General features: G+C 49.9%; 15 protein-coding genes. 5 read left to right on the top strand and 10 right to left on the bottom strand.

Annotated elements, in window-relative coordinates:
* Positions 1-148: 148 nt before the first annotated feature.
* The gene (locus FGI41_RS11680; protein WP_139490324.1) at positions 149-2,542 is read left to right on the top strand and encodes a putative bifunctional diguanylate cyclase/phosphodiesterase; all 2,394 of its coding nucleotides are present in this window, start codon (positions 149-151) and stop codon (positions 2,540-2,542) included.
* 95 nt (positions 2,543-2,637) lie between these two features.
* Here FGI41_RS11680 and yajC read toward each other — a convergent pair whose 3' ends face one another.
* Positions 2,638-2,967 carry a preprotein translocase subunit YajC gene (gene yajC / locus FGI41_RS11675; protein WP_139490323.1) on the bottom strand — a complete coding sequence of 110 codons (330 nt, stop codon included), beginning with the start codon at positions 2,965-2,967 and terminating at the stop codon, positions 2,638-2,640.
* 22 nt (positions 2,968-2,989) lie between these two features.
* The gene (tgt, locus tag FGI41_RS11670; RefSeq protein ID WP_139490322.1) at positions 2,990-4,120 is read right to left on the bottom strand and encodes a tRNA guanosine(34) transglycosylase Tgt; all 1,131 of its coding nucleotides are present in this window, start codon (positions 4,118-4,120) and stop codon (positions 2,990-2,992) included.
* A 277-nt stretch (positions 4,121-4,397) separates the two neighbouring features.
* Between tgt and FGI41_RS24945 the strand changes: the two genes are divergently transcribed.
* Positions 4,398-4,559, top strand: a complete 162-nt coding sequence (locus FGI41_RS24945; RefSeq protein ID WP_176560244.1) for a hypothetical protein — start codon at positions 4,398-4,400, stop codon at positions 4,557-4,559.
* 367 nt (positions 4,560-4,926) lie between these two features.
* Here the strand turns inward: FGI41_RS24945 and FGI41_RS11665 are convergent, their stop codons facing one another.
* Complete coding sequence (locus FGI41_RS11665) at positions 4,927-8,508, bottom strand: M6 family metalloprotease domain-containing protein (protein ID WP_139490321.1); 3,582 nt, start codon at positions 8,506-8,508, stop codon at positions 4,927-4,929.
* A 177-nt stretch (positions 8,509-8,685) separates the two neighbouring features.
* On the bottom strand, positions 8,686-11,892 hold the full coding sequence (locus tag FGI41_RS11660) for a M6 family metalloprotease domain-containing protein (protein ID WP_139490320.1): 3,207 nt from the start codon (positions 11,890-11,892) through the stop codon (positions 8,686-8,688).
* A gap of 204 nt (positions 11,893-12,096) precedes the next feature.
* Here FGI41_RS11660 and FGI41_RS11655 point away from each other — a divergent pair, with 204 nt between their 5' ends.
* Positions 12,097-12,279 (top strand): hypothetical protein, encoded by a 183-nt coding sequence (locus FGI41_RS11655; protein WP_139490319.1) that lies wholly within the window; start codon positions 12,097-12,099, stop codon positions 12,277-12,279.
* A 211-nt stretch (positions 12,280-12,490) separates the two neighbouring features.
* On the opposite strand, the gene FGI41_RS11650 is transcribed toward FGI41_RS11655, so the two are convergent.
* The 4 genes from FGI41_RS11650 to FGI41_RS11635 all read right to left on the bottom strand — a co-directional run bounded on the left by FGI41_RS11650 (position 12,491) and on the right by FGI41_RS11635 (position 15,881).
* A complete protein-coding gene (locus tag FGI41_RS11650) occupies positions 12,491-13,171 on the bottom strand; it encodes a beta/gamma crystallin family protein (protein WP_176560243.1) in 681 nt (226 codons plus the stop codon).
* Positions 13,172-13,326: 155 nt separating this feature from the next.
* Positions 13,327-13,953 carry a LysE family translocator gene (locus FGI41_RS11645; protein ID WP_218015232.1) on the bottom strand — a complete coding sequence of 209 codons (627 nt, stop codon included), beginning with the start codon at positions 13,951-13,953 and terminating at the stop codon, positions 13,327-13,329.
* 63 nt (positions 13,954-14,016) lie between these two features.
* Complete coding sequence (locus tag FGI41_RS11640; protein WP_139490317.1) at positions 14,017-14,835, bottom strand: MerR family transcriptional regulator; 819 nt, start codon at positions 14,833-14,835, stop codon at positions 14,017-14,019.
* A 218-nt stretch (positions 14,836-15,053) separates the two neighbouring features.
* Positions 15,054-15,881 (bottom strand): TrmB family transcriptional regulator, encoded by an 828-nt coding sequence (locus FGI41_RS11635; protein ID WP_139490316.1) that lies wholly within the window; start codon positions 15,879-15,881, stop codon positions 15,054-15,056.
* A 141-nt stretch (positions 15,882-16,022) separates the two neighbouring features.
* Between FGI41_RS11635 and FGI41_RS11630 the strand changes: the two genes are divergently transcribed.
* Positions 16,023-16,652, top strand: coding sequence for a homoserine/threonine efflux transporter (locus FGI41_RS11630; protein WP_139490315.1), 630 nt, complete (start codon positions 16,023-16,025; stop codon positions 16,650-16,652).
* 328 nt (positions 16,653-16,980) lie between these two features.
* Here the strand turns inward: FGI41_RS11630 and queA are convergent, their stop codons facing one another.
* Entirely contained in the window at positions 16,981-18,009 is a 1,029-nt protein-coding gene (gene queA, locus FGI41_RS11625) for a tRNA preQ1(34) S-adenosylmethionine ribosyltransferase-isomerase QueA (RefSeq protein ID WP_139490314.1), read from the bottom strand.
* A 15-nt stretch (positions 18,010-18,024) separates the two neighbouring features.
* Positions 18,025-20,124: a SpoIID/LytB domain-containing protein gene (locus FGI41_RS11620; protein ID WP_255298436.1), complete on the bottom strand. Its 2,100-nt coding sequence runs from the start codon at positions 20,122-20,124 to the stop codon at positions 18,025-18,027.
* 148 nt (positions 20,125-20,272) lie between these two features.
* On the opposite strand from FGI41_RS11620, the gene FGI41_RS11615 reads away from it, so the two are divergent.
* Positions 20,273-23,113: a WG repeat-containing protein gene (locus FGI41_RS11615; RefSeq protein ID WP_176560242.1), complete on the top strand. Its 2,841-nt coding sequence runs from the start codon at positions 20,273-20,275 to the stop codon at positions 23,111-23,113.
* The last annotated feature ends 54 nt before the right edge of the window (positions 23,114-23,167 follow it).

Below are 23,167 nucleotides of genomic sequence, written 5' to 3'. Positions count from 1 at the left end.
TTTCTCTATTCTACTTTATCTATATATACCCACTTTTTATACAATAACTCCTTCCCATTTAGGTACATATCCAATCACTCCTGCTGCCTTATGCATAATTTGCACATAACACAGTAGGTTGTTGTCATTCTAGATACGGAGGAATGTCATGCCACTGCAAGCTCTCCGCATGCGGTTTCTTGTATTCACCGCCCTCTTTACGCTTGGTTACTATGGCTGGATCACCTATTGGGATGTTCGTAATGAATTTTTGCAGGTATTGGGGGGTGACCTCTTTTCTATTGGGGGAGCCTTGATCGGGACGCTCCTGGTGCTTTCATCTGTGCCGCGGATGGCTGGCCCGGACCGGCTCTTCTGGTTCCTGGTGTGTCTTGGGCTGGGCAGCTATGCTACGGCAGAGGTCATCTGGTTCTATCAGGAGATTGTACTGAGAGTCGAGGTGGTAACACCGGGGATATGTGACATTTTCTATCTGCTCCAGCCGCTGCTTCTGCTGCTGGCCGCTATTACCAAAATCCACCAGCACAAAAGCCGTTTCTTCGGGGTCCGGTTATTATTCGACGTAATGGTGACCATGGTCGTGGCGATGACGATGAGCTGGCATTTTCTGATCGAGCCAATCCTGAATCAGGCAGGAGTCTCTTGGTCGGAGATGCTAGTCGTGATTGCCTATCCGATTCTGGATCTGGGGCTGATCTTTGCGGCGATGACGCTTTATTTTGCCAAGGGAGTATTTCCCAACCGTGCCTTGTTTCTGTTATTCGTCAGTACCTTGTGCTTCGTCATCACCGACAGCATCTATCTGTACCAGACGGTGAATGCCACCTACCGTTCAGGCAGCCTGCTTGACCCGCTGTGGATACTGCCCCTGCTTTTGTCGGCACAAGCGAGTCTGTATGAATCAGCCTTCGCCACCCAACAGGACCCATCGATGGAGACGTCCAACCAACGTCCCCCCTCCCCGCTCGATCTGGAGAACATGAAGATTCTGGTGCCATATGCCGTTATGGCCCTGCTTTTGGTGGTGATGCTCTCCACCTCCTATGACGATATCCTCATGATCGGCTCCATCCTGACCGTCCTGCTGGTGATTGCCCGTCAGATCATTACACTTGCGGAGAATCAAAAGCTGCTCACAAAGCTCAACACGATGAGCATCGAGCTGGACGATCTGGTCAAAAGGCGTACCGAGGAGCTGTCCGTCAAAAACGGCCAACTGACCGATGCGCTGAACCGAATGGAGACGATGGCCTTCTATGATCCACTCAGCGAATTACCCAACCGCCGCCTGTTCGAAAAACATCTCTCTGTCGAGCTGATGCAGGCCAGCCGCTACCGTAAGATGGTGGCGATCCTATTCCTTGATGTGGACCGGTTCAAATTCATCAATGACACGCTTGGTCACCTGCTGGGCGACTCCCTGCTCAAAGCTGTGGCCAAACGCCTCAAAACACATGTACCCGCAGGCGATCTCGTAGCCAGACAAGGCGGTGATGAATTCACCCTGATGCTGCGCGATATCAAAGACCGTGCCGAGATCATCAGAATCGTCCAACAGCTGCAAAAATCGCTCTCCAAGCCGTTTTTGGTCGACGAACAGGAGCTTAGGATCACCTGCAGTATCGGAATCGCCATCTATCCGGATGATGGCCTCGAACCAGAGACTCTGATGAAAAAAGCAGATATCGCGATGTATCAGGTAAAAGAGCAGGGGCGTAACGGCTTTTCGTTCCACACTCCTGATATGAATCAGGCGATCGCCCGCAAAATGATTCTGGAAAAAGAACTGCACAAAGCGATCGAACGTGACGAATTCATCCTCTACTACCAGCCGCAGATCGATATCGAGCAAGACAGCATGATCGGAATCGAAGCCTTGCTCCGCTGGCAACATCCGACACTGGGGATGATTCCTCCCGGTGAATTTATCAGTATCGCCGAAGAGACCGGCCTGATCATCCCGATCGGCGAATGGGTGCTGCGCACGAGCTGCTATCAGATCAAGGCTTGGCATGAAAACGGACTGCCTACGGTACGGCTTGGGGTCAACATCTCTCCGCGCCAGTTTTATCAGGGCAACCTCACCGAGCTGGTCCGTGTCATTCTGGAGGAAACAGATCTTGACCCACAGTATCTGAATCTGGAGATCACCGAGAACATCGCCATGCAAAACATCGAGCAGGTGATTGAGACCCTCCATCAGCTCAAGAAACTGGGCATCAGTATCTCCATGGATGACTTCGGCACCGGCTACTCCTCCCTCTATTTCCTCAAGCATTTCCCCATCGACACACTCAAGATCGACCAGCAGTTTATCCGCGATGTCACCGAAGATTCCGATCATGCCGCGATCATCAGTGCGATCATCGCCATGGCCGCCAAGCTGGAGCTCAACGTCATTGCCGAAGGCGTGGAGACTGATTCGGAGCTGGGCTTTTTAAAAGGGCAGCGGTGCAACGAGGTGCAGGGCTTCTTGTACAGCCGTCCCGTTCCCGCCGAAGAATTGGAGCAGATGCTCCGCGCTATGCCGCATGTCCCTTAGCTGTCAGGTATATGTCAGGTGCGCCAACGATAAAAAACCTCACCCGCACGACAATAGGTGCAGGTGAGGTTTTGATGTGTGAGGGTTGTCCTCTCTTACTTCGCTTCTTCTGGTTGTACGTCAGAAGCTTTCAGATCTGGTTTTTCTACCGTCAGGGAATCAGCGCTGGCTGCTGCTACACTGTTGACGGCTGCACGGTCAAACGTAACATAGGTGTTGTGAGCTACTTTGAGGGAAACAGTCGTGTCCGTGATGTCGTGAATCGTACCGTGCATCCCGCCGATGGTAACTACCTTGTCCCCTTTTTTGATGCTGGACAGCATAGCGTTACGCTCTTTTTGACGCTTTTGGTTCGGACGAATCAGCAAAAAGTAGAAAATCACAAACATGATGATAATCGGTAAAAATTGTTCAAAGCCTCCCATGAAACATCCTCCTTACAACTGGTTAAAATGATCTATCTTCACCCAAACCATATTGGGCAAAAAACTGGTCGCGGAAATCACCCAGACGGTCTTCCATAATCGCCTGTCTCACATTCTCCATCAGCTTGATGAGGAAGTGCAGGTTATGGGTCGTCGTCAGGCGGATCCCGAACGTCTCATCTGCCTTGATCAGATGGCGGATGTAGGCGCGGGAATAGTTCTTGCAGGTGTAGCAATCACACTCAGGATCAAGCGGCCCGAAGTCACGGGCAAACTTGGCATTGCGGATGACCAGACGTCCCTGGCTTGTCATGCATGTCCCATTGCGCGCAATCCGGGTCGGCAGCACACAGTCAAACATGTCGATGCCGCGAATGGCCCCTTCGATCAGCGCATCCGGTGAGCCTACGCCCATCAGGTAACGCGGCTTGTTGTCCGGCAGGAGTGGAACCGTATAATCCAATACTTCATACATTAATGGGAACGGCTCCCCTACGCTCAAGCCACCGATGGCATAGCCGGGAAAATCCATGGCGACCAAGTCCTTGGCACTCTGTGTCCGCAAGTCCTGATGCATCCCACCCTGTACAATCCCAAACAAAGCCTGATCGTGCTTGCGCGAGTGTGCGTTCAGACAACGCTCCGCCCAGCGGGAAGTACGCTCTGTGGATTGCTTCACATATTCATACTCAGCCGGATATGGCGGGCACTCGTCAAACGCCATGATGATGTCGGCCCCAAGCGCGTTCTGAATCTCCATCGCCTCTTCCGGACCGATAAAGAGCTTCTCCCCATTCAGATGGGAACGGAAGGATACCCCTTCCTCTGTAATTTTACGCAAATTACTCAAGCTAAAGACCTGGAAGCCGCCGCTGTCCGTCAAAATCGCGCCGTTCCAGTTCATAAACTTGTGCAGCCCGCCAGCTTCACGGACGATGTCATGCCCCGGACGCAGGAACAGATGATAGGTGTTGCTCAGGATGATCCCCGCCCCCATCGCACTGATTTCTTCCGGACTCATCGTCTTGACGGTCGCCTGCGTTCCCACAGGCATAAACACAGGGGTGTCAATGGTGCCATGGGGTGTGTGCAGCTTCCCCAGGCGTGCACCTGTCTGTTTGCAGGTTTTGATCAGTTCGTATCGTACAGCCAATCGTTTTGCACTCCTCAGTCTATATGTATGTAGGTACTACTCATAAAAGAATCCTTATTTGCTTGCGCCCTACCTATTATAGAGGGATTGAAACAGAAGTACAAGGAAACCCGCCACACCCATCTGTTTTTGTCGTAAAAAAATAGACACAACTGATTGAAAAGGTCTTCCCTTTTTAGGAAATCGTATTATAATGTTAAGTACTTAAAGGTTTTATTAATTTTTTGTAAAGATTATGGACGATAACAATAACTTATGGTAAAGGATGGTGTTGGTCATGAAATTCGCATTTGGACAAAAAGTTGCGGTGAAGACAAAAGGACTTGGGGTGGAATTCATCTATCCACAAATGGGAATGGTGCTGGCGGAGACCGACACAGATCTTACCCTGCTCTTTCCAGATGGACGTGTGACTGTTTCGAAAAGTGACGTGCTCTAAACTCTTGTTGAGATGATAAACCTGTTGCCTGCTTCGGTAGGCGGCAGGTTTTTTTGCTTTTTTATAGGCCCGGAGGCGCGGGGGGTGAGAGTGGGAGGAGAGTATCTGTTTTCCAGTCGCCTTTCCCTCACTTCGTTCAGCCGGTCTCCTTGCAAACAGATACTCTCCTCCCGCTCTCGGTGTTAGGCCCTGCCGTTTATAAAAGACAAAATAAACTCCGGCTATCCAGTTCAGCACGTGCTCTTATTTTTACGACTCAGAATCAGGATTACGACACAGATAAAAAAATCGCCCGCCATGGAGCCTTGACAGGTTCCGTGGTGGGCGATTTTTTTAGGGATTGATTATGGAGATGCCTTCCCTTTATCTAGGGAAGGATCGGTTGAGCCTTGGCAACGTTGCTTCCTTCAGAGATGTTTCCTGCGGTGTCTTTTGCTTTAACCTGATAATAACGGTACCAAGTGTTAGGCACGGTCTGGGTGAATGTGGTGGTGGTGGATGAAACGGTTCCGATTAGTACACCGCTTTCGTACACTTGATATTCGGTGACGCCTACATCGTCGGTGGAGGCGATCCAGTTGATTTGGATTTGATTTGTGCTGATCCCTTTCGCCGTAAGGTTACCAGGGCGCATCGGCGGAGCGTCGATAATCGTGCTAGGGGTGACCGCGGAGACAACGGTAGAGCCGATAGAGAGGTTGCCTGCCGCATCTCTTGTTTTGACCTGATAGTAGTATCCGGTGTTCGGGGTCAGATTGTAGTGGGCGAAGAATGGGGTCTGTGTTGTGCCGACAAGGGTACCACTGTTGTAGATCAGGTAGCCGGTTACCCCGACGTTATCGGTTCCTTCCGTCCAGTACAGGGTGATTTGGTTGCCGGATACCGCTTTGGCTGACAGACCAGTTGGACTGGTCGGAGCGGTCATATCTGTGCTCGTGACTGGCGTAGTGGCCGTGGCGATGTTGCTTGCCAGGGAAAGGTTGCCTGCGGTATCTCTTGCCTTGACGAGATAAGAGTAGGTGGTGCTGCCAGTCAGACCCATGTGGGAGAACGTGTTGGTGGTGCTTGTACCAAGTTGGATACCGCTATTGGTGTAGATGACATATTCCTTGACAGCGGTGTTGTCAGTAGATGGCGTCCATTTCAGGTCAATCTGTCTGTACGAAAACGGTGTGGCCGTCAGATTGCCGGGAGTCGACGGAATCGTATAATCTGCGATCGTGGTAGCCGAAGCCGTACTTGCAACAGAGAGATTGCCTGCTTCATCCTTGGCTTTGACTTGGAACGTATGGGTGACGCCTGGTGTGAGACCTTTGGCGGAGTAGGAGAATACCATGTAGTTGGTCAGACCGATCTGTTTACCGGTGCTGTCATAGATGACATATTGGTAGACACCTGTGCCATCTGTAGCAGCGGTCCATTTCAGATCAATCTGGCTGGTAGAGACGGTGGTCGCTGTCAGGTTGCCTGGAGCGGTAGGTGGTGCGGTATCGGCAGGAGTATATGCGCTGAACACTTGATTCCCCGGGGAAAGATTGCCTGCGGCGTCTTTTGCTTTCACTCTGTAAAAGTAGCCGATATTTGGCTTCAAACCAGTGTGGGCAAATGATGTCGCAGTCGTTCTGCCGATTTCGGTACTTGTCGTGCTGTTATAGATGATGTATTCGGTGATCCCGATATCATCTGTACCAGCCGTCCAGCTCAGGTTGATCTGATTGGCAGAGACAGCTGTCGCATTCAGGTTGCTCGGATCGGTTGGCGCAGTCGTATCAGGATTGGTCTTCCCCGAAACAATTGCACTGGCAGGAGAGAGATTACCCGCTGCGTCTTTTGCCTTCACCTGATAATAGTAGGTCGTGTCAGGGATCAGCGGGGTATGACCAAAGATGGTGCGCGTGGTGGTGCCAATTTGGTTACCATTGCCGTCATAGATGATGTATTCGGTCACACCGATATTGTCAGTGGAAGCCGTCCAACTGATATTGAGCTTGTTCGCATAGATAGGTGATACCGTCACATTGGTCGGGGCGGTTGGTGCGATGATGTCAACCGTACTGCCCTGTGTTACCATCTGCACCTGGTTGCTCAGAAACGAATGATTATCCGCCCCATCGATCGCCATGATCTGATACGAATAGGTCTGATTCATCACAAGTCCCGTATCGGTATAGCTGGTTCCGGTCACCGTCGCGACAACCCCGCCATCACGATAGATACGGTAGCCGGTCACTCCGGTGTTATCTGTTGCTCCACTCCAGTTGAGTGTGATGGTAGATGCACTGTCACTGGCTGCAGTCAGGTTGGATGGGGCACTCGGAGCGGTTTTGTCGTAGAAAATATTGACGCTCATCGCATTGCCGCTTGTGCTGTTGACCGTCACTTTGACACCGGTTTTGTTGCCGGAGTAAAGATTGCTGTTGGGAGTGGTGTATTGGGACCACTCGTTGACCTTACCCAGATAAAAGTAGTGGTCATAGCCTGTAGCAACATCGGTGTCGATCTGGCTGTAGCCCAGTGCTGCTTCATTGGATTCTTCCACGTCGACTTTACGGTGGGTATCATTGGCATTGGTCGTGATCGCATCATCGATATGCCAGATCGCGATTCCGCCGCTGCCTGTAACCGTCCGGGTCAAGCCTGCGTCATATCCATTGAACTGGCGGTTTTCCAGCAGGAAGTATTCGCCAGAGGTTGTACCTGCATTGATTTTCACTGTATTGTAAGCACCCGGAGCAGCATTGAGTGTGTAGGTATAGTTGCCTTCTGCGGTGATGACAGTCGGGTCTACAAACCCGAGGAACTGCTTGGACCAGGCATCCAGATGGGTCGGAGACTGACCGCTGTATTGTCCGGCTGCCCGGCCCCATGAGCCTGCACCCATCAAGCTGTGGCCGCCGACGCCTGCACTGCTGCCATCGGTATCATACAGGTCAGGGAGGGTCATGCTGTGACCTAATTCATGGCACAGAATCCCCATCGTCGCCATGTGGTCACCGTGAAGCTCGGCCTGCTGTACGTATTCACCAGAGATGATTTTACCATCGCGGGTAGAGGAAGCGGTGTACCAGTGGTGACCCCAGAGGTTCGGGGTATAGCTTGCACTGTAAGAAGCTTCATAGCCTGCGGTGACGGTTACGATGTAGAGCTCATCTTTTTCTACGTCTCCGTCACCATCTGCGTCAAAGCTGGCAAAATTGACGTATGGGTCTGCCGCGTTCAGTGCATTGGTGACGATATCTTTGTTCGCTTGGGTGAACTGACTGCCCGTGTTGGGGTGGTTGTAGTTGAGCTTGACCCGGATCACCCCGTCATCGCCAAGACCCCCTGTTTCGGCGGCAGGCGCGATCGTCAGGCGTCCATTGCTTACCTCGTTGAAATAATTTCGGACTGTTCCGACAGATGTACCGAAGAATCGGTTGCTCCATGTCGAGTCTGTGTTTTGAATCGTCACATCGTTGAAATCAACCAGCAGGACGAGCAGTTTTTTCGTACCAGTCAGAGCTGCATCGGCTGTGACACCCTCACCTCGAAGCTCGGTCACACCTGCCTTTAGCTTAACCTGGTCGGCCTCCCGTTCTTTTTTCCATTCTTTTTTCTTTTTCTCATGGGGCTTGTATTCCTTCACCCATTTGCGCAGCTCCTTGTCGGAGATACAGTTGTCACATTTTTTGTCGATCTTGTACTTGGAGCCGCTCGCCTGAAGCTTGTTGTCCTCCAGAATCGCGTAGTTCCAGAAGCCTTTTTTGTCCTTGATCAGCACATCGCCGTCTCCAGATGTTTGCCAGTTGAACCACTCGTCACCGTTCTGCTTCATCTCAAAAGCTTCACCAGATGGTTGAGACACTTCAAAAGAGTCGGGATTCGCAGGCGCCGCATAGACACCCGTGGCCAGGGACAGAGCCGAGAATACGGTGGCATAGGAAAGGGCCGCCGTTTTTTTCCACTTCATGTACAACTCCCCTTTATAAGATAGATATGAATAGTGCAAATAGTATCTTATCTCCTTACCCCAATCATTGTAAATACAATTTTTTCATTTTCTTCTATCCCTTCTATTAAAAAGAACCACCCGTCAGATTTGAGAGTCTCTGCGGGTGGTTCTTGCCTTTTTCTATATTCCACGCTGTTAGTTGAGGACGAGCTGGAAAGAGCCGTTGGTGGATGTGTGGTAGCCACGCACTTGGAAATAGTAGGTCTGATAAGCGTCGAGCGTGTAGGTGATCAGCGGATTATTGCCGTCTCCGTCATCATCATTGGCCGCAAGCTCCATTTGGCTTGCATCATAGAGATGGCCGTACAGATCGACATCGCTTTGGGTGCTGAGGCTGTAGGTACGTGTCTGACCTGGTACGAGCAGGAAGTAATAGCTTTGACCTGCATGTAGCTGATAGGTAGTACCTGCACTTGCCTGAATCGGAATCGAGTTGGCAAAAGAATCTCCCTCAACATGGTTGAATGTCAAGTTCTGACTGATCTTGAGCTGGAAGGCTCCTGTTGTGCTGGTGTTATACCCACGGATTTTGATGTAGTAGGTCTGGCCTGCGGTGAGGTTGTAGGTGATCTGGGTGTTGTTGCCTTCCCCGTCATCATCGTTGGTGACCAGCTCGGTCTGGGCGCTGTTGTACAGATGTCCGTACGTATCGGTAGTGCCGAGCGTGGTGATGGTGTACGTGCCGGATGCTGTAGGCACATAGCGGTAGTACAACGCCTGACCCGCCTGAAGCGTATAGCTTTCGGTTGTACCAGCGCTTACTGGTATCGGGTTGCTGAAGGAATCACCAGCACTTCCGGTTGGAGCGATGATGTTGAGCTGGTACGAGCCTGTCATCGCTGCGTTGTAGCCCCGTACTTTGAAATAATAGGTTTGGCCTGCGGTGAGGCTGTAGCTGACCAGTGTGTTGTTGCCATCGCCTGAATCATCGTCGGCAGCCAGTTCCCCACGGCTGTCATTGTAGAGATGACCATACGTATCAAGAGAACTGACTGTGGTGAACTGATGCATGCCAGAGATGGCCGGTACATAGCGGAAATACGTCTCCTGCCCCGCTCCCAGTGTATAGCTCTCGCTGATACCGGCACTGACAGACAGCGGGAAGTCAAAAGAAGTACCCGCCGGTGGAGCCGGAGTGGTCACGGTCGCTGTGTTGCTGACGGGAGACATATTCCCTGCGGCATCGCGCGCACGTACGGTGTAGTCGTACGTACGCCCCCCTGTGACGGTGTGATCTTCAAAAAAGAGGTTCGGACTGCTGTACACCTCTGCCCCGCTACGGTACACATGATAACTGACGACACCTTTGTCATCTGTCGCCGCAGACCAGCTCAGATCCACCTGATCGCTTGCGACCGCAGTCGCCACGACATTGGTTGGAGCGGCCGGAGCTACCACGTCAACCCCGCTCGCCTGGGTCAGTACGCTGATCGTATCGCTCGCAGCAGATTGGTTGCCCATCTGATCCACTGCGCTCAAATAGTAGCTGTAGGAGGTGCTTGTCGCAAGCCCGCCATCGGTGTAGCTCGTAAGGCTGGGAGCGATATCGGTGAGATAGACCCCATTGCGGTACAGCTTGTACGTAGCGAGGCCGGAGTGGCTGTCGGTCGAAGCTGTCCAGTTCAATGTAATGGTGCTGGCTGTACGCGCCGTGGATTGCAGGTTACCCGGTGCGGTCGGGGCGGTACGGTCGACGGTGAGACCGATCCCCATGCTGGTGCCGCTCGTGCTGTTGACGGTCACACGAATCCCCGTATTGGTGCCCTCATACGTATTGCTGCTTGGTCTGGTAACAGGAGAAAATTGATTCACATGGCTGGAATAAAAGTAATGATCATAGCCGTTGTATCGTTTGGTATCGAGCTGGCTGTAGCCAAGCAAGCCTTCGTTGGACTCTTCGAGGTCTACCCATCTGCGGCTGTCATTGGCATTGCTTGTGAGTGAATCGTCGACATGCCAGACCGCAATCCCGCCACTGCCTGAGACCACATTGCGCAAGCCTCCGTCATAGCTGTTGAATTGGCGGTTCTCCAGCAGGAAATATTCATTGGAACTGATCCCGCTTGGAATTTTGATCACATTGGATGAACCTGGGGTTGCGTTGAGGGTCAGATTGCTCCAGTTGCCTTGGCTGCTGACGACATATGGGTCAACAAAGCCTAGATACACCTTCGACCAAGCGTCCGGCTGGGTCGGGGAGGAGCCTTGGTAGTTGCTGCCCACATAGCCCCAAGAGCCGCTCGCCATCAAGCTGTGGATACCTGCACCAAGCGAGCTGCCATCCGTATCGTATAAGTCTGGCAGTCCGAAGCTATGTGCCAGCTCATGACATAGCACTCCCATCGTCGCCATATGATCGCCTTGGATTTCCCCTTGCTGGACATATTCACCGGTTACATTTTTGCCGTCACGCATGGACCAGGAGGTGTACCAGTGATGGGCCCATATGTTGGGAGTCTGGTTGCTGTTGTAAGACGCTTCATATCCGGCAGTCACGGTGACGATATACAGCTCGTCACGCTCCACATCGCCGTCCCCATCTGTATCAAAGCTGGCGAAGTTGACATACGGATCAGCCGCCGCCAATGCATTGGTGACGATCTGCTGGTTGGCTGTGCCTGTATTGCGTCCCGTGTTGGGATGATTGTAGCCGAGCTTGACTCTCACCACACCGTCATTACCGGTACCCGACGCTTCCATCGCTGGGGCGAGCGTCAATCTGCCATTGGACACTTCATTAAAATAGTGACGCACCGTTCCCGTTGCGGTACCGAAAAAGCGGTTGCTCCATGTCGCTTCCGTATTGCGAATCGTTGTATCGTTAAAATCAACCAACAGGATCAGCAGCTTTTTTGTCCCGGTCAAAGCGTCAGGACGCACTGCTTCCTGTTCGATCTGGGAAGTGACATCCATGTTGACATTGACACGGTCATTGCTTTGGATGCCTTGTGCCGTGATTTTTCCGGCGTCTTTCCCTAGCTTCTTTTTCTTCTTTTCGTGGGGCTTGTTCTTTTTCACCCATTCGCGCATTTCCTTGTCAGAGACACACTTTTTGCATTTTTTATCAATCTTGTATTTGGCACCGCTGGACTTGATGTCATCTTTATCAAGAATCGCGTAGTTCCAATAGCCTTTGTGATCTTTGATGATGACATCGCCTTCTTCGGTCGCGGCCCAGTTGAACCACTCATCACCATGCTGGGACACCTGGAAGCTTTCGCCGGAAGGTTGTGTCACTTTGACAGACTGGGGCAGTGCCGGCATCGCCTCACTGACACCCGCGATGGATAACGCGGAGAAGACGGTAGCAAGAGAAAGAGCAGCTGATTTTTTCCACCTCATGAGTTAACGCTCCCTTACTTAGAAGAAATAGAATTTATATGAATCTTACTCCGTTTCCCATCTTTAAGTAAATACTTTCTTCGTGAATATTTTAACATTTCATACCGATGTGAATGAATTGAGGAAAACTGGTATCACGCAGCTCCCATCGGTTATAATGGGGCGTATGGTATGGTCATTTTTGGTTAAAGGAGTTGCTCGTCTTTGAATCCTCAAAAAGGAAAAGCGTTTCTATATGGCATGGCTGTGGTCTGGGGCATCCTCGGACTGTTGATGAGCTTCCGTGAAAGCGGCGGACAGTTGTCCGGAGCGTCCATCTATATCCTGATTGTCCTGGCGATTCTCGTTCCGATTACGATTATTGCGTTTCGAAAAGGTAGGAAGTAAAAAAAGCTCCCGATCGCGATTGATATGCTCCCCCTAGCGGCAGACAGTTGACATGATAAAACTGTTTCCGGCAAGGAGGAGCATTTTTATGTCCCACAAAGCGGAATCTGCAGCATAAAAAAAGACACCAACCCAGGTACAGAGTTGGTGTCCGTGCTTTTCCCTTGTCTATTGTCTACTTGACAGAGGGCCGTTCAGTCGATGGGGCCGATTAATATGTAGTGACAGAAATGGAACTAATGGAGTTATTCGTACCATCCAATCTAGCACCTAGGTCGTAGGTTGGAACTCCAGTTCCGTCCGAAGAAATTTTCAAATTCACTCCATAAAATCCAGCGTTAGTATATACATATCCTGTATATCTTCCAACTATATAAATGGAAGTGGTTCTGTCATTAAACGATAATGTGGAAAGATCAGAAACAGGACCGGTAACCTTTACCCAATCACCATGGAATCCAGGATTATCATATAAATATACACCCTCAAACTCGGATTGCTGTATGGTTCTTATTTTCATAGAAGAAACATTGTCGTTACCAACATTTTCCACATCTAATTTTGGTTGGTCAAATCTCAATACAGATTTTGCCCCTTGGTAGTTGGAGTGTTGGTAAAGAGTAGCTTCATAACGGAGATAAGGAGAAGGATGAACAAGCTTGATGGATGACGCATCATCGTTCGTGATGCCATTAGAAGCTAAATCAGCATAATCACCAATATCTACACGATTGCAAGTTCCCGTATAATTGGCATCTTTATAAATATAAACCCCTGGATTACCATCGCAAGGATAAACTCCGGCAGCCTGTGCACCATCAGTTGGCAATACTTGAAGTGCTCCGATTGACATAGCCGTTAGCAAAAATCCTTTTGCATATTTTGATAACATACAATTCCCTCCAATGTAGTATTTCCTAACCATTCAATAATATATTTATTATCAAATTATTACAATCGTTTTGTTATCTGTAAAAACTTCAAAAATAATATTTTTCATGAAGGTACATACAGATTATCCGTACTATACATGAAAGATATGACGAATTACATTTGGGTCGTAATCAGCTTGAGTCCCAATCCCAAAAATATGACGGCTGCTGTGATGTTCATATACTCGTTCAAACGCGGCTTCTGTACTAACCGTTCACGGAAAAATCCTGCAAAATACCCCAGCAAGCTAAATATGACGGCGGTCAAGATAATAAACACCAGTCCCAGCAGACACATCTGCAGAGGAATATTCCCCGCTTGATAATTAACGAATTGCGGAAGAAAGGTAAGGAAAAAAATCGCTACTTTCGGATTTAGAATGTTCATGAGCAATCCCCGAAGAAACAGACCTTTGGATGGATGGTTATTCGAATCATTCAGATTGATGGGTTCCTTTCGATGCTTGAATGCTTTATACGCAAGAAATAACAAATAGATGGTTCCCGCTGTTTTAAAAATGGTAAAAACAATCACCGAGGTCTTAATGATAAGCGTCAGACCAAGTGCTGCGGCTAACGTATGTACGACGTTGCCCAGACTCAGTCCCATTGCCGTGACCACCCCGGCTTTTCTTCCATTGGTCATTCCTTGTGTAATCGTGAAGATCAGGTCTGGCCCAGGAATGATAATTAAGATAATGGCTGTACCGATAAAAAGCATGAATGTCGCTGGATCAAACACAGCAGAAAACCCCTTTCACATGTATGTTCACAAACAAATGTAAACCCTCCTGTAAGGGGAGGGTCAATAGGTCACGGGGATTTGTAATTCAGTCAGGTAGTCCTCTTTATTTTTGGAAATATAGTGATCAATGATCGTTCTCTCTATGGAGTCTCCCATGATTTGAAGATTGTTTTCTTGGATATAGGTTAATAAGTTTTGGTAAAACGCAGGGGATTCATGATGATTGCCTCGGTAATAGATACAGGCATACTTTCCTTCCGGCAGGGTTGTCACCCATTCACTTTGGATGTCTTCTTCTTCGGTTAAGATAAAGATGGAGTTGTATTCATCAAACTTATGATTTTTGATGTGATCGATCTGAACGGTAAGCCCAACCCCTCCAATAAAAATAGATGAACTCATATTGGACAGGTTCTCTAATTGCCGCAGGGAGACTTCCAGCTCTGGTTCTGAACTGATTTTCTCCATGAGCCTCACGATTCTCCTCTCTTTCACATCCTTGACGACTACCACTCCCATCTCATCTATTCCCCGTGCCAGATTGATGTCATCGATGCGGTTTTGGAATCTGCGGTTGATTCGTTCTAATTCTTTTATTTTCTGTTCGGTTAACTCTTTTTGCTTCTTCAACAAATCCAGAAAACCGTCAATATCCCGATGTTCCAGATGTACCCCTATTTCTTTGAGAGAAAAGCCCAGCTCCTTGAGATAATGAATGGTGTTGAGCTGTTCGAATTGTTCGGTTGAATAGTACCGGTATCCGTTGTTGTGATCGATTTGGATCGGCTTCAATAAACCAATCTCATCATAGTATCGCAGCGTTTTTATGGTCGTATTATGGAGCTTCGCCATTTCCCCGATGGAAAACCGATTTTTCATGTTTGCTCATCCCCCCTTGCTTTTCGTACGGATCAAAAATCTCTTCTTCCTTATGGGGTAGTACCAAGATTTTGGACAAAACATACACAAATACATACTTTGGAAAAAAGCCGATTTTCCTACTCTAAGGAAGAACCGGCTTTTGTTGTTTGTTTACTGTGCTATAGAATCCCGTTAGTTGAACAAGAACAGCCTATTTACTATGAAGAAATGCTGTTCTATTTTAAATAATGTTTTTTAAAGTCTGGGTGAATCGAGAATTTATGGCGTAAATTCACGAGGTTTTCCCCAAAACTTTCCTCTAAAAGTTCTCTATGTTTCACCATAATTTCCATGAGATACAAATCATGAATCATGACTTCTGTAATTGGCATTACTAAACCTACATGCCTTGTCCATGCTGCACGGCTATCTTTCCCCAGCGAGACAATACCTGCTACTACTTCTGAATCATCTGCACTAATAACAATCCATCGTCCACCATACTCTTCTGTAATTTCATGACCCATATAATGAAGGTAAACATTAGCAAAATCAGAGGCGATTTCCCCATAAGCAATAATTGTTACGTTGACCCCTCTTTTTGCTGCCTTTCTTAGTTCAGACTCCAATTCTTCGAATTCCTCTTTCCAAACCTCTAAGAGAATTCTTTTTTTTGCACATAATATACAATCTTTTACCTTATTGATTATTTCATTCTGTCCCGTAATATTCCAGATATTTTCACGGTCATTTGCAGAACGTTCGAACTCCGCTAATGATTTTTCTGCCAGTTCAAAATTCTCTTCGGCTTCCCTTCGGCGGTTTTTAATTAGCTCCTTTGCAGGAACAGGAGTATACTGTGGCGTGTTTCCAGGACTAACCAGAATATCTCCTCGTATGGCGAGACTATCCAGAACTTCATATATTTTTGAACGTGGTACACCAGAATTTTTCGCTACTGCATATCCAGTTAATGGAGATTCCTCCAATAAGGTAAGATATGCTTTCGCTTCATATTCGGTAAAATTTAGATTCTTTAATGTTTCTAAAATGATTTCTTTCATAAACCCTCCAACATAACGTTAGTCGCTACCTTAGTAACTAATATTTTATCAAAATCTGTTGATTATTTTCAAATGATTCTGATATACTCATGTAAGTAGTTACTCCGGTAGTCACTATTAGAGAAAGAAGGGAGAAGCAACATGGATAGCTTACTAACATACATTTCAATTGCTGCAATGATGGTTGTTATACCAGGAGCAGATACTATGCTCCTGGTGAAAAACACGCTCAGCTATGGTTCAAAAGCAGGACGTTATACGGTTCTCGGAATGGCAACGGGACTTTCTTTTTGGACGCTTATTGCTATTCTTGGATTATCTGTTGTTATTGCAAAGTCTGTAATTCTTTTTAGTACAATCAAATATTTGGGAGCTGCTTACTTAATTTATTTGGGTATAAAAAGTTTTTTTGCTAAAAGTTTGTTTTCTTTAGAGGAAATTCAAGCACAAGCGAATGCACCTACCAATTCTTCAAGTCGACATAATAAAGAGTCCTTTTTGCAAGCATTACTTAGTAATGTTCTTAATCCAAAGACTGTTTTAGTTTATATAACTGTCATGCCTCAATTTATCGATTTGAACGGAAATGTAAATCAGCAATTGATTGTGTTAGCATCAATCCTTACTTTACTTGCTGTATTGTGGTTTCTAACCCTTGTTTATGTAATTGATTTCACAAAAAAATTGTTGAATAACTCCAAATTCCAGAAAGTATTCCAAAAATCAACCGGCTTGATTTTAGTAGGTTTTGGCGTTAAAACAGGGATTTAAGTTTCATTTATTAACACTTCTAATTCAACTTTCTCCGTTCAGACAACTTAACGGTTTTTCTTTTTTGTCCTCATTTGCTTCAAACATGCAGCTAACATCATTACACCAACATATTGAGACTTTACTTTTACGCCACTTTTTTCGTATGTTATGCTCACTTCACCGCTCGGTTTGAACAGCTTCCTATGAAAAAAAGTGACGTAAAAGCATTGTTTCACGTCACTTCATCATTCTATTTGGAATTAAAAGTATGAGCGTATGTTTTGTCAAAAATCTTGGTACTACCCCCTTATGCGAAACAAAAAAGAGGAGCATCCGCTCCCCCCTCTTAATAAATCAACATCGCATCCCCAAAGCTAAAGAACCGGTACTCCCGCTCAATCGCCTCGTGATAGGCTTTCATCACATGCTCACGTCCGGCCAGTGCGCTGATCAGCATCACAAGCGTAGACTTCGGCAGATGGAAGTTGGTCAGCAGTGAATTGACCACGGTGAACTCATAACCTGGGTAGATAAAAATATCCGTCCAGCCGGAATCCGCCACCACTGCACCATTGTGCTTTTGTCCGATCGTCTCCAGTGTGCGGCAGGAGGTCGTACCTACGGCAATCACACGGCGGCCATTGGCACGTGCACGGCTGATGATCGCGGCATTCTCTTCATTAAGCTCATAGTGCTCGGCGTGCATCACATGCTCCTCAATCGTATCAGCATCAACCGGACGGAATGTACCCAGACCCACATGCAAGGTGACGAAAGCCAGTTCGATGCCTTTGTCTTTGATCTGTTGCAGGTATTCTTGGGTAAAATGCAAGCCTGCTGTCGGAGCTGCCGCAGAGCCTAACTCGCGGGAGTAGACGGTCTGGTAGCGCTCACGGTCATCCAGCTGGGCGTGGATGTACGGTGGAAGCGGCATAGAGCCCAGCTTATCGAGGATTTCATAGAAGATCCCCTCATAGTGAAAACGGACGATACGCCCGCCTGTCGGGGTGATCTCTTCACAGGTGCAGGTGAGCAGTCCGTCGCCGAATGAGACGACAGCGCCTTCCTTGAATCGTTTGCCTGGTTTGACGAGGGTTTCCCAGCGGTCATCGCCGAGTGATTTGAGCAGCAGGATTTCGATCTTCGCCCCGGTGTCTGGCTTGACTCCGATCAGGCGGGCAGGCAGGACACGGCTGTCATTGAGCACGAGACAGTCGCCTTCGTGCAGGTAGTCGATCAGGTCGGTGAATTGGCGGTGGGCCACTTCGCCTGTTTCTTTATGTAGGGTAAGCAGGCGGGAGCCTGTGCGGTTTTCGAGCGGATGTTGCGCGATCAGATGCTCTGGCAGGTCAAAATCAAACAATTGAACGTCCACGAATTAGTCTCCTTTTTACTCTTCTTCTATCGTTACATCTTGGTAGTAGTGTTGCAAGATATCCTTGTAGTCATACCCCTGCTCCGCCATCTGGCGGGCGCCGTATTGGGAGACTCCCAGACCATGGCCGAAGCCGTTGCCGCGCAGGATGAACTTCTGCTCCTTGGACGCGACGCGCAGGTTATTGGAACCATCGAGGATGAGGAATTCTTCACTCGATCCGTTGACGGTGGCGGCTGTGCCGGAGCTGCTTCCGACGGCCTTCAGATCACGGCTTTCTGCCGGATAGTTGACCACTTTTCCATCTGCGCCAAGCACGCTGTAGGTTCCCATCTCTTCGACGATGAACTTCGTACTGCGCAGGCTCTGATCACCTTGGACGAACACGCTGCGGTGGGCATCTGGTGAGGATACCTTGATCACCGTGCCGTCTGCCTCCATCTGCAGGACCCGGCCTGATTCGCCTCGTTTGGTCACCTCCAGAGACTGGAGCGTGCCTGTGATCTTGTTGCCTTTGTTCTTGGCTTGGGCGTCATTGATCATCTTGGTCATCTCTTGGGCGGTGTAAGGGCCGCGCGACCAGACGAATGGATTCTCCTCCGGTTCTTTGTGCAGGATCGTTACCTGTGTGCCGTTTGGAGCGGTGCGGAGTGTCTTGTGAATGGTGGTGCTTGGGCCGCTGCGCAGGTTGAGATTGCTGGTGTTGATCGTGCCCTGCTCCAGTCCGATGGCGTTTCTGCCGGATTTGACCGTGACATAATCACTGCGTACATAGCCGATCGTCCCGTCAGCGAGGGCGACACGGTACCACGTCTTGGCGGTATTCAGCGGGTATTCATCAGGGCTTGGCACCGCCTCCAAATAAGCGACCGAATTGCCCCAGACCTCTTTGCCGTCTGCGGTCATGCCGCCTGCATTGGAATAGAAGAGCGATTCTGCCACTTTGCCCCGGTACCAGATCACTTCGCCCTCTGTGGCGTCAACTGCACGGCGGATATCGGCGGCCTCTTTGTCATAGCCGTAGTACGCTTGCTCGTATACCGTATCAGACAGATTTGCGACGCCATACTTGTTGCCCTGCCCGACAGCACGGGTGCGGGCAAGCACGGCCTGCGTCTTGAGTGCCTCCAACGGCCAGCCGGTCGCCATCTCCGAGCCAACAACCCCGTACAGATATTCCTCCATCGACAGCTCATTGACCACTGTCAAAAATCCTTTATGCTCAAACAATTCGATCATCCCGCGATAACGGCGTCCGCTCCGCTCTGTCACCCCGATCAGCGGAACACGGGCATCATCGCCGGGTGTGACCTGAAGCTTCGCCTGTGGTGAGATCATGTACTGATTGATCAGGTTGACTTTACCCGTATTGGCTGTAACCTGGCGCAGGATCACGTAGCTGTCCGCACGCGGGGCACGGAATTTCACCTGCGGGAACAGTTCTTTGGCCTGATCCTGTAGCTTATCGCGGGCCGCATCGGAGACTTCGCTGCCGATCCAGACCGCGTACCCCAGGTCATCACCGTCTTGGATATACACCGTGTCTGCCGACAGACCAGCCTGCTCCAACCGCTCTTCCCACTCCTTCGCTTCCTTCCACGAATCATACGTGCCCGCTTCGAGATGAAGTGGCCCGGTGATTTTGGGCTGGGTACCGGTCTTGGCTGCTACCTGCTTGGATAAGGTAGTCGCTTGCTCATATGTATTGGCGGAGCCGGTCATGACGGTGTACATCATCCGACCGCCTTTTTCCTCCGCTTGGATGACTGCCTCATAGCGTTGCTGGGTCAGCGTCTGCGCGGTCTTCTGGGCCAGAGCCAGATCAGCGGTATGGATCACAGCCAACTGGAATTCATCTGTGCGAAAACGGGCCGTCGTCTCCTCGCTGTCAGGCAATGATTCACGCCCATCCGCTCCGATCAGCTTCATCTCAAAGCCGCTCTCACTCGTCAGCGTCACAGCAGGCACCGTCCCCCGGTATCCCGTTCCGATGTCAATAAACAGGGCCACACGGATATCATCCCCGGCGGCTTGTGTCATAGGCGATGGAGCGAGAATTGACAAGGACAGAACGCTTGCACACACCATAGCTGTCTTGTTCCGAACACGTTTCATCCCCGTGAGTTCCCCCTTTTCCTCCCAACATGTTTCCTTGTCGAAAATTCTGAACGGACGATTTATTCGACGAAAAGGTAACATTCTCCTGCCCATAACCGTCTCTCTATATGGAACAGGCAGACAGAACGAAGGAGAGGATTCACCGATGAGACCTTATACCCCCTTACTTGCACTCACCCTGAGCGTATCGATGCTGCTCTCAACCAGCCCCGCCTATGCCTCCCAACCCATGCAGACCACGATTTCCGTGAAAAAACAAGAACCCGAGATCTTCCCGGTCGAGGTCAACTATAAATGGGGCTTCATCAACAAACAAAACCAAGTGGTAATCGAACCGAAGTATGACTCTGTGGAACGAACCTACTCTGGCTACTATAAAATCAAGCGCGGTGACAACATCGGCTATGTCAGCATGCAAGGCCGGATTCTGCTCGATGCTGTGTACAAGGACGTCCTTGAGATCGAGTCTCTGCTCGCCCCTTTTGACGGGAAAAGCTGGGGGATCATGACCCCCGAGGGCAAGTGGATGTTCCGCCCGCAATTCGCCCAGATCGATCCCCAATACAACCTCGATCTCAGACGAATTCTCATAAAAGTGCAAAAGGGCAGCAAATGGGGTCTGATCACAGAGTCAGGCACTACCCTGATCGCCCCCCAATACGACGAGCTCAACTACATCCACCGTGACGGCTCCTCCCAAGTCCGTGTCGGCAACAAGTGGGGCCTGTTTGACAGCAACGGCAAGCTGGTCATCCCAGTTCAATACCAAGCGGCACACCCCTTCTCAGAAGGCTTGGCCCTGGTGAAAAAGAACAATCTCTACGGCTTCGTCAATCCTTCCGGCAAGCTCGTCATCCCTTTGCGCTATGCACTTGCCCATGATGTTACGATGGGACGCGCGATCGTGCGCAGCGGTACCAAATGGGGAGCGATCGACACCACTGGCAAGCTCGTGATTCCTACCCAATATGCCACACTCGGACTTCTGCGGCACAACCTCGCCAAGACCCAGATCCAAGGGAAGTGGGCCGTGATCGCACCCGGTGGCAAGCTGCTCACACAGGCGGTCTATGATGCTGTTTTTGACGAACCTAACAACTTCACCGTCGCCCGCAAAGGCTCACAGTCATCTTTCATCACCCTCCAGCCGAACGGAACCTACTACATCAGCCCGCTCTACGATGAGTACACCACCACACCTGACGGAAAAACGACGCTTGTCAAGCAGAACGGCAAATGGGGCATCATCGACCAGCTGGGCAAAGTGGTCCTCCAACCTACTTACGAGGATATCCGCTACCGCCTCGACCAGTCGCAACTGTATGCAGTCCAATCAGCGGGGAAATGGCTGTTCATCAACCAAAAGGGAGAGCCGATCAACAACGAGCGCTATGATGACATCCGCCCCATCCAAGGAGGCAACCACATCGTTACGCGTAACGGAGCAGAGGGTGTCGTCGATTCCAGCGGCAAGACGGTCGTACCGCTGGAGTACCAAAGCATCAGCCCAGACGACTCCGGCATGTACCGTGTCAGCCGTGACGACAAATGGGGCGTGCTAGATGCCAAGGGGCAGAGTGTCCTCCCCCCTGTCTATGACTTGGTGAGCATCAATGAGCAATCAGGATTTATCCATATCGTTCAGAATAAGAAGGAAGGTCTCTATCTCCTTGGCAAAAAGACCCTGATCCCGCCCACTTACGATGGAATCCGGTTCCAATTCAGTCCGGACGCTTATTTCGTCTTGACCAATGGCAAATGGGGCTTGATCGGCCACGACGGTCAAGTGCTCCTGCCACCCACCTACGATGAGCCCGGCTATCCGACAGAAGGCATGAACCCCGTCCAGTTCGGCGGCAAGTGGGGCTTTGTCACGGCAAAAGGAACCGTGCTGGCCGCTCCTGCTTTTGATGAGGTGAGCGAATTTGCGAACGGTTTTGCCCGTGTCAGACAAAGAGACAAATGGGCCTATCTCAACGACCGTGGCGAACTGATCACCCCGTTCCGCTTCGATCAGGCAGAGCCATTCGAGAGCGGCCGCGCACAGGCGAAGCTCGGCGGCAAGCTCGTCTACCTCAACACCAAGGGTGAGATCATCTATCAGCCAACAGACGCGACACCTACCGAATTCACCTTCACCTACAAACCATTCACCATCACAGACCAGAAGCAGACACTGCAACTGCTGAGTGAACTTACGACCAACACGACACCTGAATTCCAAGCGCACGCGGCCAACACCCGTCAGGTGGCACTCGCTTACCGAGCCTCGTGGGGAGAGATGAACACAGGCTCTCAGATCGACGCCTACTATGCCGCTCTCTCCACCTTCCTGCTCGACGTGTACCAGATGGTCGGCACCTTGGACGCCAAACCAACCGAGATACCAAGCGGGGGCACCAGCCGCCCCACAGAGATCAGCCATGACTTCATCCGCTCGCTCATCGATTCCGGATACATCAGCGCAGAGGAGTACCACAAGAACACCCTCTCCCGTGAAGTCGTCGCCCATGTGCTGTACAACATTTTTCACCAAGACAATCCGGCCGCACGCACCATCACTCCCAAAGACACCAAAGACCCTGCACTCATCTGGGCGGTCTCAATCGGACTCCCGAGCTTCGCTCCAGATGAACAAGGCAACATCAAGCCCAAAGCAGGCTCCAATGTCTCTGAGTTCACCCAAGACCTGCTCTACTGCTCTTACTTGCTCAAATTCCCGCAGAAAGGTAAGCCTGCCGCCTCCTACAGCTATGACCTGAAGCAACCAAGCGACTTCTCTCAAGCCCAAGCCACCGATCCACTGGATAAGCAGCTGTATATCAACGGTGCCGTCTACCAAGACTTTATCTCTAGCCATCCAGAGCTTGCGCAGAACCGCGCCTTCACCACTGCCCTCGAACAAGCGAAGCAGAAGCTGCGCGAGGAGACCCGCACATTGCTGCTGAACTGGCTGGATAAAAAACGGAAAGAACAGACAAAATAGTGACTACCCCTCTATTCTCTCTCCCGCCCACCATTGCGGGAGTCTTTTTTTTTG

This window comes from Brevibacillus dissolubilis, from assembly GCF_006170445.1.
Lineage (GTDB): Bacteria > Bacillota > Bacilli > Brevibacillales > Brevibacillaceae > Brevibacillus_B > Brevibacillus_B dissolubilis.
This window is presented reverse-complemented; position numbering and strand designations above follow the sequence as displayed.